The 18,710-nt window shown below is 36.8% G+C and carries 10 protein-coding genes; all 10 read right to left on the reverse strand.

Annotated features, from left to right (window positions below; genetic code table 11):
• The coding region (locus OS191_RS06375; protein ID WP_267154892.1) for a hypothetical protein at positions 1-536 on the reverse strand (536 nt) is incomplete at its 3' end.
• Positions 537-547: 11 nt separating this feature from the next.
• Positions 548-1,519, reverse strand: coding sequence for a COA_001 N-terminal-type choice-of-anchor domain-containing protein (locus OS191_RS06380; protein ID WP_267154893.1), 972 nt, complete (start codon positions 1,517-1,519; stop codon positions 548-550).
• 154 nt (positions 1,520-1,673) lie between these two features.
• Entirely contained in the window at positions 1,674-4,232 is a 2,559-nt protein-coding gene (locus OS191_RS06385; protein WP_267154894.1) for a tail fiber domain-containing protein, read from the reverse strand.
• A gap of 461 nt (positions 4,233-4,693) precedes the next feature.
• Positions 4,694-6,502: a tail fiber domain-containing protein gene (locus tag OS191_RS06390; protein WP_267154895.1), complete on the reverse strand. Its 1,809-nt coding sequence runs from the start codon at positions 6,500-6,502 to the stop codon at positions 4,694-4,696.
• Positions 6,503-6,791: 289 nt separating this feature from the next.
• Entirely contained in the window at positions 6,792-9,032 is a 2,241-nt protein-coding gene (locus OS191_RS06395) for a tail fiber domain-containing protein (RefSeq protein ID WP_267154896.1), read from the reverse strand.
• Positions 9,033-9,378: 346 nt separating this feature from the next.
• On the reverse strand, positions 9,379-11,847 hold the full coding sequence (locus tag OS191_RS06400; RefSeq protein ID WP_267154897.1) for a tail fiber domain-containing protein: 2,469 nt from the start codon (positions 11,845-11,847) through the stop codon (positions 9,379-9,381).
• 250 nt (positions 11,848-12,097) lie between these two features.
• The gene (locus OS191_RS06405; protein ID WP_267154898.1) at positions 12,098-13,660 is read right to left on the reverse strand and encodes a LuxR C-terminal-related transcriptional regulator; all 1,563 of its coding nucleotides are present in this window, start codon (positions 13,658-13,660) and stop codon (positions 12,098-12,100) included.
• Positions 13,661-13,940: 280 nt separating this feature from the next.
• Positions 13,941-15,209 carry a hypothetical protein gene (locus OS191_RS06410; RefSeq protein WP_267154899.1) on the reverse strand — a complete coding sequence of 423 codons (1,269 nt, stop codon included), beginning with the start codon at positions 15,207-15,209 and terminating at the stop codon, positions 13,941-13,943.
• A 202-nt stretch (positions 15,210-15,411) separates the two neighbouring features.
• Positions 15,412-16,185, reverse strand: coding sequence for a hypothetical protein (locus OS191_RS06415; protein ID WP_267154900.1), 774 nt, complete (start codon positions 16,183-16,185; stop codon positions 15,412-15,414).
• A gap of 29 nt (positions 16,186-16,214) precedes the next feature.
• The coding region (locus OS191_RS06420) for a tail fiber domain-containing protein (RefSeq protein WP_267154901.1) at positions 16,215-18,710 on the reverse strand (2,496 nt) is incomplete at its 5' end.

Raw genomic sequence — 18,710 nt, forward strand, 5'->3', positions numbered from 1 at the left:
CCTGAATAATAGTTCTGTGTACCAGCACCATTCCATAAATTAATATTTAACCAGGTTTCATGATAATTATCTATTACGATAGGATCATCATTTTCAGCAAAAATTAATTCACCAGACGTTGGAAGTACTCCAGGTTCTATTTCATTAATAATATCGAAATTAATAAGTGTTATGGCTTCTCCTGCTGCATGAGTAAAATTATTAGGAACAACATCTGAACGTATCAATAAAAGTAAATCTGTAATCCCTCCATCGAAAGATGCTTCCTGATTTACCTGCCATTCAAAAAATTGTAAATTTGAATCTGCTGTTTCAAAATTATCAATGGATAATTCTGATGGTAAATAAACAGACGCTCCTAAATCGGCTGTGGCTGCTGGCGTAACCTGTTCAAAATCTGGAGTTGCAACTAAAGCTATTTGGTAATTACCTGTATTTGCATTTACTCCTAAAAAATTCAAACTATATTCATAACCTTGACTAAAGGCTAATGTAGATATAGTAATTGCGAGAAAGGTTGTGTAAATTTTTTTCATAATTTTTAGTTTTAATTATTTGGTACTTGGGTTAATATAAAAAACAAGTTGTTTAAGGAACCATTCTCAGGATGAGATAATACAATATCCTTTATTAAATTTGAATCATTTCCAGATCCTTGAAAACGAACTCGTCCATCCATATCAACATCTGCATCATCATAATCATAATAGAAATAAAGATTGTTACCAGATGGATTTCCTGGATGTGTTAATACAAAATCCTTAATATAATTGGGATCATTACTTGAACCTTGATAACGTATTCGATCATCTGCATTAGTATTTCCTGCCCAGAGTGCAGTGCTACCTGAACCAAGAACCACTTGTGCATGGCTGCCATGCGTTGAGAAGCCTGAGTTTGTAAAATCTACAGAAGTGGCTGTGGTTTCATTTAAAGCAATGGTAGAAGCACTCATGGCACCTAAGTGATTTCTGTGTTTTACAACCACATAATAATTGGTTGGTCCAGCTGTCATAATCACATCTGAAACACCATCTACTCCAACCACATCACCATCGCGTTGTAATAAAGCCGATTTCCCGTTTACCAGTTTCGTGTTATCATTGGCTGCTCGTAATTCTATCCAAACCCAATCTACAATAGCATTGCTTCCAGTTACATTAAAAACAGAAGCATCACAGGTAGCTGCATCTGCATACGGACTTGTAGTTGGAATGTAGCTTCCAGAACGCAAATCATCATTCATAAGCCCTGCAGAAACTGGATTTAAAAGTGGACCTTGTAAAAAGAGTTTCGGATCAACCTTAATCTTCATGGCGCCATTGATAAAGCCTTCAGACACCTGAATGTTGCCTGCACTTAATTCTTGGACGTTCACTTCACCAATAGTGTAGAGAATTTCTATACCTCCAGCAATAGCTGATGCGCCTCCACTATCAATACTAAATTTCTCGATGGTTTGGGCATGACTTATAAAACTTATAAGCAATACGGATAAAAATGTAAGTTTTGCTTTCATAACTATTTGTTTATCTTTTAATTTAATGATTTTTTTTTAAAAAGGTTAACATTAAAAAAACTTTATCAAGGATGTACTACAAAAATATTCTTGATTAACCAGATTATATATCACTATTGTAACATTCTATATAACATATGTAACATCTCACTGTTTATGGGTTATTTATTGTTATTTGAGCTTCCAATTTCTCTAAACGTTGGTTAAACAATTTTTGAGTGTCTGCTTTCTTTTTTAATTCTGCAGTTAAACCATTTATAGTATGGTCCTGCTTATTCAGTTTTAAATTTTGGTTGTCAATAATATCTTGTTGCTCCTGTATGGCTTTTATAAGCACCGGAATTAACTCCGTATAACTTACACTTAAGGTTTTATCTTCATCATCTGCAGTATGTACAATTTCATTTATAATTGACTTTACGTCTTGAGCAATTAAACCAAGAGATTTGTTTTCTTGGTCTGGTTTTGCTTTCCAGTGATAAGCTTTTGGTTGTAATTGTAATACTTCGTTTAATCCATAAGGAATCGTTTCTATATCGCTTTTTAATCTGAAATCACTACTGTGTACAACACTTCCGTTAACCAAAACACTTCCATTCCCTACAATAGACATGATATCTCCAGCAGCTGAATGGTAAAAGTTAAGTCTATCTGTTGATGGCGTTTGGCTTATACTACCTGCAATAGTCCAATAACCCGGTATGAATGAAGAATTAGAGAAACTGAGTCTTGCATAATCACCAGAGGTTTCTCTAATATTAATTTGTGGAGACGTTTGCGAACTAGCATGATCGATATCTAATTTGGCATTTACAAAAGAACTTTTATCAATGCCTATATGACCATTTTTTAAAACCGTTAAGGCGTTACTTTTATTACTATTACTTGTTCCATTTCCTATTATAAACAGAGGATCTGTTGCTATCCAAGATGTTGCGTTACCACTTCCTGTATTATAACTTCCAATTACTGTTGAAGCATATGCTGTTGCTTTTGTATTATATCCCATTGCTGTAGAAGCTTCGCCTGAAGCAACGGTATTATATCCAATTGACGTTGAAGCATCCCCTGTAGCATTGGTATCAAATCCAAGTGCCGTAGAATACAATCCTGAAGCAACGGTATTTATTCCCATTGCAGTAGCGTAATTGGAAGAAGCTAATGTTCCAGATCCCAAGGCAGTTGATACTAGGCCAGAGGCTGTATTTTTATACCCTATAGCTAAAGAATACGATCCAGTAGCACCTAATATCGAACTAGAGGTATTATTAAAACTTAAATCTACTGCCTGATTACCAATATTTCCATAGAAACTAGGGTTTTTTCCTATTAACCTATATCCTGAATTAGCACCTTCAGTTAGAACTTCTAATCCTGATGCTGTTAAATTAGTATCTGCATATTCTTTAGTTATTAAAGCTTTATCATCTGTAATTTCAGCTATATCAAAACTTGGAGCTGTTATAGTGCCATTTTTTAAAATGGTTAACGCGTTACTACTAGTATTTAATCCATTACCTATCTCAAATAAAGGATCTGCAGCAACCCAACCCGTTGGACTACCACCACCAATATTTCTACTTCCTATTGCAGTACTACGGAACGACTCTGCATTTACATAATACCCCATTGCTGTAGAATATTCTCCGGAGGCATCTGTAAAATTCCCAATTGCTGTAGAATATTCTCCGGAGGCATCTGTATTAAAACCCATAGCAGTAGAATATTCTCCTGCGCTTGTATTTCTTCCAATCGCTGTTGAATTTTGTCCAAATGCTCCATTAAATTCAGTTGCTTGAGAACTATAACTTAAATCCACCGCATTCAATCCTATATTACCATAATTAACTGGATCTCTACCAACTATTCTATAACCAGTACCATTACCTTCATCTAATGCTTCGAGACCAGAAGGCGCTAAATTTGTATCTGCATACTCTTTGGTTATTAAAGCCTTATTATCTGTTATTTCAGATATATCAAAACTTGGTGCTGTTATGGTTCCATTTTTTAATATGCTCAAGGCATTAAATCTAAAAAAAGGAGATACTCCATTCCCAATTTCAAATAAAGGATCTGTTGAAACCCATGCTGTTGGATCTCCACCACCTACATTATAACTTCCTAATGCTGTAGAGGCATAAGAATCGGCTTTTGTACCACTGCCTAATGATGTTGCTAATTCACCAGAAGCACCTTCAGCCCCACCACTACTTCCTATACTTAAATCTACAGCATTTTCACCTATATTATCATAATAAGCTGAATTGCTACCGATAAGTCTCCATCCAACACCATTACCCTCATCTAAAGCTTCTAAACCTGTAACATTTGCTGCATTTTCTGCTTGCAAAGCATAAGGCACAGCCATAAATTGCGTGGTTCCCATATCTGTTAAACCAGAACCTGTATCTATTTGCACGTTTAAAAAATGCTCATCTGCTGCCCAATTGATATCTGTAAAGACTTCACTTGTGGTGCCTTCTCCTATGTTTACAATAATAAGTCCGTTGGCATCTGTGGTTGGAGTATGTGTTTCTTGGTACACATTAGTTTGTGCTACACCTTGTAAGACAGAGAACTGTACTTGTATGAGATCGTTTGCGACTACATTTCCCGAGCCATCTTTAACAAGGGCTTTGTAATTAATGCCTTGTTGGGCATAAGTTAAAAAGGAGATACTTAATGCTAATAAAAGGAATAAATTTTTCATGAATGGGTTTGTTTTTGGTTAAAAATCAGTATATCAACAATATAAAAAACAAAAAGACACCATGTTGTATATAATGTATAGTTGGTATAAAATAATACATAGTTGGTAACTTTAGAGACATGGATGGAATTAACAATAAGCAAATTATCCATACTTTCTTTAATTATTTCTTTCTAATTAATACCATCCTTTAGAAAATTAAAGCCTTTAAAAACAACCAAAGAATTTATTCTCTTGTTGTTATAGGTGTTTGTTTCCTTATTAATGAAATTTTTTTATGAAGGTTAACAACCATTCAAAAAAAACATAGTAGCATGTTATATTAAATATAACAATGACATGTTAGACATTTGTTTGTTTTTCTTCTTCTTGATACTCATTACAGCTAAATTTTAATAACAACAAGTTTATAGCAATTAATATGGCTATACTAGAACAGATATAAACTATAGTCAACATTTTTATTGATTTGTTTGGTTTAATATACTTTCTATTTGTTTCAAACGAGCATCAAACGCATTTAGAGCTTCGTCTTTTTGATTGGATTCGGTAGTAAGACTCTCAATTTTTAACTGCTGTTTATCAATAATGTCTTGCTGCTCTTGTATGGCATTGATTAATACAGGAATCAATTCCGTGTAACTCACGCTTAAAGTTTGGTTTTCATCATTGGCTGTGTGTACCAATGCTGAAATAATAGGTTGTACCTCTTGGGCTATTAAGCCTAACGACTTATGGGTTTGCTCGCCACGGTTTTTCCAGTAGTATTGTTTGGGTGCTAATTGTAAAATTTCGTTTAAACCGTAAGGCAAGGTTTCTATATCGCGTTTTAGTCGTCGGTCGCTACTGTGTACAATACTTCCACCAACAGCCACTTGACCACCATCGTTTTGTAAGTATAAAGGTGCTGCTGCGCCATTGTTGCGTACCATTATCTCGTTGGTATCCATTACGAGATTCATACCAGACGTTTCACCCAATAATACAAAACCACCTGACTGATTAAGACCAGCATCACTACCACCTGTAACCTGCAACTTGGTTTCTGGTGTGTTGGTGGTAATACCCAGATTACCATTTTTAAGAACGGTTAGCGCATTTTGTCTATTAGTATCAGAACTACCATTACCTAATTCAAATAAAGGGTCTGTTGGAGCTACTGGTGGTATTGATGCACCACCACCAACATTAAAACGTCCTATAGCTGTTGACATATAAGCTTCTGCTTTTGTTTGATATCCCATTGCTGTTGAATACCAAGCTGATGTATTTGTAGCCCTTCCCATAGCTGTAGAATAAGTTCCTGATGCTGTTGTTTCAGTTCCTAGAGCTGTAGAATTGATTCCAGATGCTTCTGTATTAAATCCCATAGCAGTTGACCTTGATCCCGATGCTATTGTACTATTTCCCATTGCTGTTGAAGAAGAACCAGATGCTGTTGTACTACTTCCCATTGCTGTGGAAAAATCTCCAGAAGCTTCTGTTACATGTCCCATGGCTGTGGAAACTCCACCTGATGCAGTTGAACCACTTCCCATTGCTGTGGAATAATTTCCTGAAGCTTCCGTATTACTTCCCATAGCTGTGGAAGAACTTCCTGATGCGGTCGTAAAGGATCCCATTGCTGTGGCACGCTCATTTGATGCTTCAGTTGCAATGCCCATAGCTGTGGAAAATTGTCCTGATGCGGTTGTATCTCTGCCACTTGCAAAAGAATCACTCCCAGAAGCACCAGAGCTTATACTAGTATTATTATTACTAGATGATAAATCAACTGCATTTTCTCCTATATTATCATAAACAGTTGGATTTCTCCCAATCAAGCGCCAACCTATGCCATTGCCTTCGTCCAAGGTTTCCAGACCGTTTACATTAGCTGCTGTGGTTGCAGTTTCGGCTTGTTTGGCGTAAGGTACAGACATAAATTGTGTGGTGCCCATATTGGTTAAACCACTTCCTGTGTTTATTTGTACGTTTAGGTAGTGCTCGTCTGCTGCCCAATCTATAGCATTAAAGGTTCCTGAAATGGGTGTGCCTTCGCCAATGTTTACCATAACAATCCCATTAGCATCGGTTGTTGGTGCGTGACTTTCTTGATAAACATTGTTGGTTAAAGCTGCGCCTTCATAAATAATAAATTGAATACTTACTGGTGCAGAAGCCAAAATATTACCAGAACCATCTTTAATAAGCGCTTTATAATGAATGCCTTGTTGTGCAAAAGTGATTCCTGTGATAAGAAATACGAGTGTGAAAACTAATTTTTTCATGACTTTGAGATTTATGATTGCCTGTTTTTAAAATTCTGATTCTAAACTAGAATAATCTTTCTAAATACTACCTGACCCTATAGGTTAGGTTTTTAAAAATAATTTTTAATACGCTGATTGTTAGTGTTTTAAAATTATACTTTATTCGTCATTGCGAGACCTTTAGGTCGTGGCAATCTGTTTATTCAATTGTATCAATTGCTTCGGTTTTATGAGATTCTTCACTTTGTTCTGAATGACATGGTCAGTTTATTCGTCATTGCGAGAGCTTTAGGATGTGGCAATCTTTTTAATTAACAGATGGCTTCGCTTTGCTCGCAATAACGTTGCTATTATTATTTTTAGTTTCTAAAGCTTCAATTCTTGACAAAAGGGTTTTATAATTTGTTTCTAATGCACTTAACTCTGTTTTTTGTGTTAGGTTCTCCTTTTTCTGACTATCTATAATTTTCTGCTGCTCCTGTATGGCATTAATAAGCACAGGAATCAATTCCGTGTAATTAACGCTTAAAGTTTGGTTTTCATCATTGGCAGTGTGTACCAATTCTGAAATAATAGGTTGTACCTCTTGCGCTATTAAGCCTAACGATTTGTGGGTTTGCTCGCCACGGTTTTTCCAATAGTATTGTTTGGGTGCTAATTGTAAGATTTCGTTTAAACCATAAGGCAAGGCTTCTATATCGCGTTTTAATCGTCGGTCGCTACTGTGTACTATGGCACCACCAACAGCCACTTGGCCACCATCGTTTTGTAAGTGTAAAGGTGCTGCTACACCATTGTTGCGTACCATAATTTCGTTGGTATCCATCACCAGATTCATGCCAGAGGTTTCACCCAATAATACAAAACCACCAGCTTGGTTTAAACCAGCATCACTACCACCTGTAACCTGCAACTTGGTTTCTGGTGTGTTGGTAGTAATACCCAGATTACCATTTTTAAGTACGGTTAAGGCATTTGAGCGTGAAAAGGTACTACCACCATTACCTATCTCGAACAAAGGCTCTGTTTGTACCCAAGCAACTGGATCTCCACCTCCAATATTATATCTGCCCAAAGCCGTTGACATTAGTGCTTCTGCTTTTGAATAATATCCCATAGCTGTTGAAACAACTCCAGATGCTACTGTGCTATTTCCCATTGCTGTTGAACCACTACTTGATGCTATAGTATTATACCCCATTGCTGTAGAATTATAACTAGAAGCTGTAGTATAGTATCCCATGGCTGTGGAAAATTCTCCTGATGCTGTAGTATCATATCCCATTGCTGTAGAATTATATCCTGATGCTGTTGTGCTTCTTCCCATTGCTGTTGAGTAATCTCCAGATGCTTCTGTACTAGTTCCCATGGCTGTAGAACTCATTCCAGATGCAGTTGTTACATTTCCCATTGCTACGGAACGTAATCCTGATGCTTCAACATTAATACCCATTCCTACTGCGTATTCTCCTGTAGCATCAACAGCATATCCAACTGCAAAGGCACCAAGACCTGAAGCACCAGCAATATTGATAGAAGCACTTCTGCTCAAATCTACTGCACCAAAACCTATATTATCGTAATTATCTGGGTCTTGACCAATCAAACGCCAACCTATGCCATTGCCTTCGTCTATGGCTTCTAAACCTGTGGCAACTACTGCTGTGTTTTCTAAATACTCTTTGGTAATTAAGGCTTTTGGGTCAGTAATTTCGGTTATATCAAAGCTTGGTGCTGTAACGGTTCCGTTTTTTAAAATGGTTAAGGCGTTGCTAGTGTTGGCACCAAAACCATTTCCTACTTCTAGTAAAGGGTCTGTTTGTACCCAAGCTGTTGGGTTGCCACCACCTACATTGCGTCGTCCCAATGCCAGTGAGGCATAAGCACCAGCAGAAGTCGTAAAGCCAAAGGCTGTGGCTAAATCTCCAGAAGCCGTATTGCCATAATTGTTTGCCATAGCGTAATTACCAGAGGCTAACACTTGGCGTCCAGAAGCAAAGGCATAATCGCCAGTAGCACCAGAGTCGCTTGTTGTATTGCTGGCACTTACATCTACAGCATCAAGCCCTATGTCGCCAAAGTAAATAGGGTTTCTACCTACCAATCGGTAGCCAGTGCCATTGCCTTCGTTTATGGCTTCTAAACCGTTTACATTAGCTGCTGTGGTTGCAGTTTCGGCTTGTTTGGCGTAAGGTACAGACATAAATTGTGTGGTGCCCATATTGGTTAAACCAGTGCCTGTGTTTATTTGTACGTTTAGGTAATGGTCGTCGGTTGCCCAGTCTATAGCATTAAAGGTTCCTGAAATGGGTGTGCCTTCGCCAATGTTTAGCATAACAATTCCATTAGCATCGGTTGTTGGTGCGTGACTTTCATGATAAACATTGGTTTGTGCAGCACCTTGTAGGATGGTAAATTCTATGCTAATTAAATCGTTGGCAACCACATTACCAGAACCGTCTTTAATAAGTGCTTTGTAATTGATGCCTTGTTGGGCGAACGTGATTCCTGTGATAAGAAATACGAGTGTGAAAACTAATTTTTTCATGACTTTGAGATTTATGAATGCCTGTGTTTTAAATTCTGATTCTAAACTATCTAAATCTTTCTAAATACAACCTAACCTTATGGGTTAGGTTTTTGAAAATATTTTTTAAGCTATTGATTTTTAGGTGTTTGAAAATTTAGATATTCCTAGCATAACGTGGGAATCTCATGGATTGAAAACTCTTATTTAACAGATTACTTCACTCGTACCTCGTTCGTAATGACGTTTTGCTTTGTCAGGTTGAGCGGAGTCGAAACCTAATTATAACTTTAACTTTTAAAAACCTTTCGACTGCGCTCAAGGTGACAAAGCTTAATATTATTACCCTTTGGACGTGGCAATCTTTTTAATTAACAGATTGCTTCGCTTTGCTCGCAATGACTTTTTTATTATAATTTTTAGTTTCTAAAGCTTCAATTCTTGACAAAAGGGTTTTATAATTTGTTTCTAATGCACTTAACTCTGTTTTTTGTGTTAGGTTCTCCTTTTTCTGACTTTCTATAATTTTCTGCTGTTCTTGTATCGCTTTTATAAGTATTGGAATCAATTCGGTATAACTCACGCTTAAGGTGTTATTTTCATCGTTGGCTGTATGCACCAATTCTGAAATAATAGGCTGTACCTCTTGGGCTATCAAGCCTAACGATTTGTGGGTTTGCTCGCCTCGGTTTTTCCAATAATATTGTTTGGGTATTAATTGCAAGATTTCGTTTAAACCATAGGATAAAGTTTCTATATCGCGTTTTAATCTTCGGTCTGAATTTTGTGATAAACTACCAGACAGCGTAGCATTTCCATTTTTATAAACTGTAAAGGCATTGTAACGACTGTTATCTGAACCACCATTACCAATCTCAAATAAGGGATCCGTTTGTAGCCAATTGGAACTGCTACCACCTCCAACATTGTAACTCCCAATGGCTGTTGAAGCAAAAGCTTCAGATTCTAAACCACGACCTATAGCTACGGAATAATTACCAGATGCTGTTGTTTGATTTCCCATAGCAATAGATCGGAAACCTAATGCTTCTGAATAAGAACCCATTACTGTAGATTGGGTGCCAGATGCTGTTGTTTGAATTCCCATAGCTGTTGCATATTCACCAGATGCAGTTGCTTGCCTTCCCATTGCCGTAGCATAATCATTTGATGCTACTGAAAGGTATCCCATAGCTGTTGTATAATCGCCTGATGCTGTGGTGTATGATCCTGTAGCTGTAGCATAATTTCCTGATGCTGTTGTAGCAGCACCCATGGTTGTAGCGTAATTTCCTGATGCAATGGTACGATAACCCAAAGCTGTTGCATGTGCTCCTGATGCTCCAAAAGCACTTCCAGAACCTTCACTTAAATCTACTGCTCCCAAACCAATGTTATCATAATTATCTGGGTCTCTACCTCTTAATCGCCATCCAATACCATTGCCTTCATTTATGGCTTCCAAACCTGTAAGATACTCTTTCGTAACAAGGGCTTTTGGATCGGTTATTTCAGTAATGTCAAAACTTGGTGCTGTAATAGTACCGTTTTTTAGGATGGTTAAGGCGTTACTTGTGGTAGCACCATAGCCATTACCTACTTCCAGTAAAGGATCAGTATCTATCCAAGCAGTTGGATTACCACCACCAACGTTGCGACGTCCTAATACAAAAGACGCATAGGCTTCGGCATTTGTAATGTAGCCAATTGCCGTTGCAAAGTCGGCAGAAGCTGTATTACCATAATTGTTTGCCATGGCATAACGTCCAGAGGCAATGGCATTTCGACCAGAGGCAAATGCGTAATCACCAGTAGCTCCATAATCACCTAATGTATTGCTCTGACTAACATCGACAGCATCGGATCCGATATTACCATAATAGTTAGGGTTTCTGTCAACCAAGCGTCTGCCAATGCCATTACCTTCGTCAATGGCTTCCAAACCTGTAACGGTATTTTCAAGATACTCTTTGGTAATAAGTGCTTTGGAATCTGTAATTTCTGCTAGTTCAAAACTAGGAGCCGTAATAGTTCCGTTTTTTAATATGGTTAAAGCATTGCTTGTGGTAGCACCAAAGCCATTACCTACTTCCAACAAAGGATCAGTATCTACCCAAGTTGTTGGGTTACCACCACCAACATTACGTCTTCCCAAAGCCAATGATGCATAAGCTTCGGCAGAGGTACTATGCCCAAAGGCCGTTGCAAAATCGGCAGAGACTATAGTGCCATAATTGTTTGCCATAGCATAACGACCAGAGGCTAATACTTGGCGTCCAGAAGCAAAGGCATAATCGCCTGTGGCACCATTGTCTCCTAAAAAGTTACTTTGGCTTACATCTACAGCATCAAGGCCTATGTTGCCATAATAACTAGGATTTCTACCTACCAAACGGTAGCCTGTGCCATTGCCTTCGTCCAAAGTTTCCAGTCCGTTTACATTGGCTGCTGTGGTTGCAATTTCGGCTTGTTTGGCATAAGGTACAGCCATAAATTGTGTAGTACCCATATTGGTTAAGCCAGAGCCTGTGTCTATTTGTACGTTTAAAAAATGGTCATCTGCTGCCCAATCTATGTTATTGAATGTTCCTGAAATGGGTGTACCTTCTCCAATGTTTAATATAACCATACCATTGGCATCAGTTGTTGGTTGGTGAGACTCTTGATAGACATTGGTTTGTGTTGCACCTTTTTGTATGGCAAAATTTATTTGAATTCCTGTGTTGGCAACCACGTTACCAGAACCGTCTTTAATAAAAACTTTGTAATTGATGCCTTGTTGTGCGAACGTAATGGCAACACATAAAAAAGCAATAGTGAAACATAATTTTTTCATTTTTTTGAGATTAAGATTAATAGCGTCTGTGATTATGATTCTAAACTATCTAAATCTTTATAAATACGACCTAACCTTATGGGTTAGGTTTTTGAAAATAATTTTTAAGTTGTTGATTTTTAGGTGGTTGAAAATTTAGATATTCCTAGCATAACGTGGGAATCTCATGGATTGAAAACTCTTATTTAACAGATTACTTCACTTTGACTTCGACAAGCTCAGTCTGACAGCTTGTAATGACAAAAAAATATCACACAGATTTCAACATAAACTGAAAAGCCTCCTTACGATTATTGACACCTAATTTACTATAGGCATTGCGAAGATGAAATTTTACCGTACTTACCGAAACAAACAATGCGTCTGCAATAGCTGTATTGGTTTTTCCTGAAACACACAACTCGAGGGCTTCAAATTCTCTTTCGGTAAGAGGTGTATGCAGTTTTTTGTTTAAAGTTTCCATATCTAAATCTACGGATAGCTCCGACGGACTACTATGTAATTCTAAAAAACGCTTTTGAAGGGCTTCAACCTGTAAAGCTTGAGCTTCACGTTCGGCTTTTAGCTTTTTTTGTCGCGAATAAAAGACGATTATTAATATTATAATAACACCAATAGCTCCTGTTATCAAAGCTATTTGCATGCTTCTAGCTTTTGCTAAATTGGCATCTTTTAATTCACTCTCAAAAGTTAATTCCTGAATTTCTTTTTCCTTTTTTGTGGTTTCGTATTTAGTTTCTAAATCAGCAACACGTGCTTTTACTTCCACACTATTAAGAGAATCAGTTAAAATAATATATGCATTTCTGTAGTCTAAAGCTTGTTTGGTTTGGTTATTTTGTAAAGCAATTTGATACAACAGATTGTAAGCTTTTTTCTCGCTATCTGCATAACCTTTGTCTTTTGAAAACATCAAGGCTTGTTGAGCAAATGTTTCAGCACTTTGTAATTGTAATTGTTCCAATCTAATGTTAGACATAGCCAATAAGGTTAACACATATTCTTCTTGTTCTCCTAAAGTTTTGGCTAGATTATGTGCTGTATAATAATGGTTATAGGCACTTTCTAATGCGCCTTTTTTCTGAAACACCTTTCCCAAGCTGTTCTCGGCATAAACCAACATGGTTGTATCGTTAAGATCTTTAAAAAAAGTTCGTGCTTGATTTAAATGATGAATCCCATTATCTAATTGGTCTATATTGTTATACACCATAGCCAACCTTAAGTGATTTAAAGCAATATCTGTAGTGTCATTGAGAGTTTCTGATAATTCTAGACATTTTTTAGTGGTTTCCAGCGCCTTATCCATTTGTCCAAGCTGAAAATATACACCTCCCAAATTACCATAAGTTTTACTTAATACGTCATTGAGCCTTTTATCGTTTTTGCCTTCAGCGAGTTTCATAACTTCTTGGTAAGCTGCCAACGAAGCTTCGTATTCTGCTTTTCCCATATATACCAAACCACGTGTGTTGTTAATCATGGCCAATAAAAAATCAGATTGGGTATTATTGGCAATTTTTTCGGCTTTATCCAAATACCAGAACGAGGAATCTGCTTGATTTAATTGTCCATAAGCAATGCCTAAATTCATGTAATAATACCCTTGTAGCGAATCGGTTGTTTGAGGCACAAGTTCTTTTAACGACAACAGATTTTTAATTCCATCGTTAGGGTTTTGAGTGGTTTCGAATTGTTTTAAGGCTTCTTGAACACGTGTGTTATTATCTTGTGAAAATATACATGTAGAAACACTTAAAAGCAGAATATATGCTGATTTTTTTAATATATGGTTTAATGGCAGACAAATCATTCAGCTGGGTTTTATGTAAAGCAATGGTTTAACCCAATAAATATAAAAAAAATAAACCATCATTGTGAGTGGAACGAAGCCATCTGTTTGTTTTTATTTGTCATTGCGAGACCTCTAGGTCGTGGCAATCTGTTAATTAATAACACCTATCGACAGATTGTTTCCTTTTTAAAAGGGAGGCTTCGCCATACATGCTTCGCTTTGACTTAGACAAGCTCAGTCTGACAGTTTGCAATGATGTTTCTTTTGTAAGCGAACAATTTTAAGTTTTAAATTAATATTATTTGATTAAAAAACCTGATAGTTTTATGGCATTCATAATGTTTCCACCAAAAACTATTGGATCTGTTGATGAACCCGAATTACCAAATGAAATTCGAACATACTCACCTGAATCTAGGTTTAAAACGGTTGCAAAACTAAAGGTTTCATTAGTTGAATTACCAGTTCTTGTAAATACAAAACGTTCTACAAAATTTGATGTACCTGCTGTTACTATAGATAAATTTGCATCTACACCACCTATTATTGATGCAGACTTAATGTTTATTGTTCCATTTATTTGATATCTACCAGATACTGGTGCTCTAAAAAATTTATTACCTCCTATATCTATAACACAATTACCTATATCTAAATCAACATTATTCATTGGAATATTTGAAAAGCCAGACACTATTGTATAATCCGTATTTCTAGAAATTATAAACGAACGTTCTTGTTTACTTGAAAAAGCAATCCATTGTGTACCATCAAAACCTTCAAAAGTATTTGTAGTGGCAATAAATCGCATAGTTCCAGCAGAAGGAGTTTCACTGTCATCACCTATTTTAATTTTACCTTCGACTTCTAGTTTTTGAGTTGGATTCACTGTTTTAATTCCTACATTTCCATCTGATGATATACGCATAAGTTCATTAAAAGTAAATGTGTCATCGTTATAAGTAGCAAACAAAAGACTGTGGTTTGGAGACCAAGTGGTAGATGGGTCTGGAAAAGCATTACTACCACTAAAAAACCTCAAATTTCGAGACTTATCACTATTTGAAAGATTAAAGCCAGAAGGGTCCGCTTGAGATGAAGACCTCACATCTAGTGTATGCGATGGATTAACACTATTTATTCCAACATTATTATTAGATGTATAAATACCATTTGAATTTTTTAACCAAGGATGATCTCCACTACTCAATGCATAAGGCACTGCCTTGAATTCGGTTGTTCCTATATCAACCAAACCAGAACCAGTATCTATTTGAACGTTTAAAAAATGGTCGTCATTTCCCCAATCAATATCAGTAAATACTCCGCTAATTACAACACCTTCTCCAATATTAACAATGGCTATACCATTAGCGTCAGTCGTTGGTAAATGTGTTTCTTGATAGACATTGGTTGCGTCTTCTAAAATAATAAATTGTATTTCTATGTTTTGGTTGGCAACCACATTGCCCAAATTGTCTTTAATAACTGCTTTGTAATTGATGCCGTTTTGCGAAAAAAGAAAGGTTGTAATTAAAAGCGTTATGAGTGTGATTGAATTTTTCATTTTTGTTTTTTTGGTTAGCTTCTAATGGATTCATTCGTTGAGAAAGTTGTTGTACCCGACTTATTTCTTTGGAATGCTTTTTTATTTCTGAAGCCTAATTAATATATTCAACTCTTTAATTATTAATAATTTCTTGTAGCACTTTAACTCTATTTTATAGTTGAAACTGTCTTCGACAATCCACGTTGTTTTAAAATCAAGATTAACAGATATAATCAAAATTAGTAGTAAACTGGCCACCTACGTGACCATCCATATTTCCGTCTAAAGGGCGACCATTGGTATCGAGTATAGGATTAGATCCAGATCCCCACAACGTCAAATTAATCCCTCCGGAAAAGCAAGGTGCAATGGAGGAGTACTGTTCATTGGAAGTGAATACGACACGTGTGCCACCATAAGCAAACGTTATAGTTCCTGTAGCGCTTCCGCCTGCGCCGATTACAGTAAAATTATCTCCTACATACATTGTATCCAAATTGATACAAATGTTAAAGTCGAGCGTAATTCTAAATCGACCATCTCCTAATATTTGCCAACTTTGAGAAAAAGTTTCATTGAATCTTGGAAAAATAACTCGGGCATTGTCTGGAGAATGAGCTGCATATGCTGCGTATGGAACGGCTTTAAGAGGCGTAGTTCCCATATCAACCAAGCCAGAACCTGTATCAATTTGAACATTTAAATTATATTGATCGGTATAGTAAAAATAGGAAATGGTATCAAAGTTTCCTGAAATAGCCGTTCCTCCACCAATATTTATAATGATTAAGCCGTTGGCATCGGTAGTAGTAGAATGCGATTCTGAATATACAGGAATTTGATCTTCTAAAATGGTGAACTGTACTTGAATAGTAGCATTCGCCAAAATATTTCCAGTAGCATCTTTAATAATGGCCTTGTAATTAAATTCGTTTTGTGCGATACTAATTATGCTAAATAATATCGCAATGACTAAGGTTATTTTTGTTTTCATAATAATTGTATAATGGTTCATATTTTACACTATTGATATCTGTCTAGTACTTCTTCTAATTTTGCTATTCTTTTATTTAATATGTGTAAGGCCGTTTCTTTTTCTGAATCTTTAGCTACTAAAGCTTTAATATTGTTCTCTTGTTTTTCAATGATTGATTGCTGTTCTTGAATCGCTTTTATCAAAACAGGCACCAAATCTGAATAATACACGCCTAAACGTTCTAATTCTTTTTTTGAAAGCTGATTCGTAGCCTCGTCTTTTTCCCAAAAATGTGATTTTACCACTTCTGGTATAAGCTCTTGAAGGTCTTGAGCAATAAGTCCTAATTTAAGGTCTGGATTATTCTCGCTTTTCCAGTTAAAACTTACGGGTTGCATTTGTAAGACTTCTGTTAAGCCATAATTAAGCTCTTTAATATTTTTCTTTTCACGCCTATCGGAAGTATTTATAGTACCATTTGTGGCATATACGGTGGTCCAACGTTGGCTTGGGTTACCTAAAACGGAGGTGTTATCTACATCTGGCAATAAAGCTGCATTTATACGTAATGCATTGTTACCAGCATCCCTTATGGTTTCATCTCCTAGATATAGCGTACCTGCCATATTTACATTACCGTCTCCAATATTTAAATTACCACCTTCTATTTGTAAATTTAAATCGGCTGCAACTCCATTATTCTTAGCCATTATTTCGTTATTATCTAAAGAGATATTAGTGCCATTGGTTTGGCCTAAAAGTAGATAGCCATTATTATTTCCTAAACCTGTATCAGCCCCACTACTAATGTGAAGTTTTGCTTGAGGAGTTTCACTAACTATACCAACATTTCCATTTTTTAAAACCGTTAAAGCATTGTTACGAGTAGCATTAGAAGCACCATTCCCAATTTCAAACAACGGATCTGTGGTTACCCAAGATACTGAGTTTCCACCACCAACGTTATATCGACCAATTGCAAAAGAATTTCGAGCATTAGCATTGACTCCAGAACCTATAGCTGTTGAAAACTGACCAATTGCTTTAGCATTAAAACCTAAAGCTGTAGATGTGTCTCCTTCTGCTTGACTAAACGAACCTCCAGCTAATGAAGATTCTCCAGATGAAAGATTGTTATCACCAAAACATAACGAGCCTTCTCCGGTCGCACCTAGTGTTGAAGGGATGATGCTATTACTAAAATCTATAGCACCAAGTCCTATAGTGCCATAAAGTGATGGGTTTTTTCCGATAAGTCTATATCCAATACCATTGCCTTCATCTAATGCTTCTAATCCTTTGGTAGTATCTACATACTCTTTAGTAACTAATGCCTTATCATCTGTTATTTCTGAAATATCAAAACTCGGCGCCGTAATGGTTCCATTTTTTAAGACCGTTAATGCATTAGACGGAGTGACTGGCATTCCGTTCCCAACAACAAATACACGATCGTTTTCATTAAAAACAGTAACACTATTTGGCGTATAGTTTTCATTAAACGTACCTACAACTATTTCGCCGAATGATGATGCTTTTGTGCCGTAACCCAGTGCGGCAGCATACGTTCCTGAAGCCTCTGTAAATCCACCCATCGTAGTCGAGGTGATTCCTGAAGCCGTTGTTTCAAGACCCATTGCAACAGCTCCACCTCCTGAAGCTACTGTAATTGTACCCATAGCCACAGAATTATCTCCAGAAGCCAATGTCAACTGACCTATAGAAGTCGAATTATTACCTGAAGCAGTTGTATCTAAACCCATGGCAACAGCGTTATTTCCAGTTGCACCATAAATAGCATTTGGAGAAGTAACATCGCTTAAATCTATAGCGTTTTCTCCTATATTTCCATGGCTGTTTGGGGCAACTCCTATTAAGCGCCAACCTATGCCATTGCCTTCGTCAATGGCTTCAAGACCAGAACTGGCATTTGCTTCCAGATATTCTTTTGTAACCAGTGCTTTGTCATCTGTTATTTCTGAAATATCAAAACTTGGTGCTGTAATGGTTCCATTTTTTAACACGGTTAATGCGTTAGACGGAGTGAATGGTATTCCGTTCCCAACAACAAATGCTCGATCGTTTTCATTAAAAGCAACAACATCATTTGGTGTATAGATTTCATTATATGTACCCACAACCACTTCGCCATGAGAGGGTGCCTCCGTACCAAATCCTAATGCTGTAGCATACCTTCCTGAAGCTGTTGTAAAACCACCCATTGCAGTTGAGGTATTTCCTGAAGCGGTTGTATTAAAACCCATTGCAACAGCATTATTTCCTATTGCACCTCCGATGTTGCCCCCATAAATACTATAACTTAAATCTGTGGCGTGTTCTCCAATATTCCCATAATCTTCTGGATCGACTCCTATTATTCGCCAACCTATGCCATTGCCTTCATCAATTGCTTCCAAACCTGTTACGTTATTGGCGGTTTCAGCATTTATTGCATAAGGCACTGTTTTAAACTGGGTTGTTCCCATATCTACAAATGCTGATCCTCCAGCGATATCAATTTCTACTTTTAAAAAATGGTCATC

It is taken from the genome of Xanthomarina sp. F2636L (genome assembly GCF_026410195.1).
Taxonomy (GTDB): Bacteria; Bacteroidota; Bacteroidia; order Flavobacteriales; family Flavobacteriaceae; genus Xanthomarina.

Bases quoted from the DNA above. Each gene is read 5' to 3' on its own strand.
- OS191_RS06390 (WP_267154895.1), bottom strand. From the start codon at position 6,502: ATGAAAAAATTAGTTTTCACACTCGTATTTCTTATCACAGGAATCACT.
- OS191_RS06410 (WP_267154899.1), bottom strand. From the start codon at position 15,209: ATGAAAAATTCAATCACACTCATAACGCTTTTAATTACAACCTTTCTT.
- OS191_RS06385 (WP_267154894.1), bottom strand. From the start codon at position 4,232: ATGAAAAATTTATTCCTTTTATTAGCATTAAGTATCTCCTTTTTAACT.
- OS191_RS06395 (WP_267154896.1), bottom strand. From the start codon at position 9,032: ATGAAAAAATTAGTTTTCACACTCGTATTTCTTATCACAGGAATCACG.
- OS191_RS06415 (WP_267154900.1), bottom strand. From the start codon at position 16,185: ATGAAAACAAAAATAACCTTAGTCATTGCGATATTATTTAGCATAATT.
- OS191_RS06380 (WP_267154893.1), bottom strand. From the start codon at position 1,519: ATGAAAGCAAAACTTACATTTTTATCCGTATTGCTTATAAGTTTTATA.
- OS191_RS06400 (WP_267154897.1), bottom strand. From the start codon at position 11,847: ATGAAAAAATTATGTTTCACTATTGCTTTTTTATGTGTTGCCATTACG.
- OS191_RS06405 (WP_267154898.1), bottom strand. From the start codon at position 13,660: ATGATTTGTCTGCCATTAAACCATATATTAAAAAAATCAGCATATATT.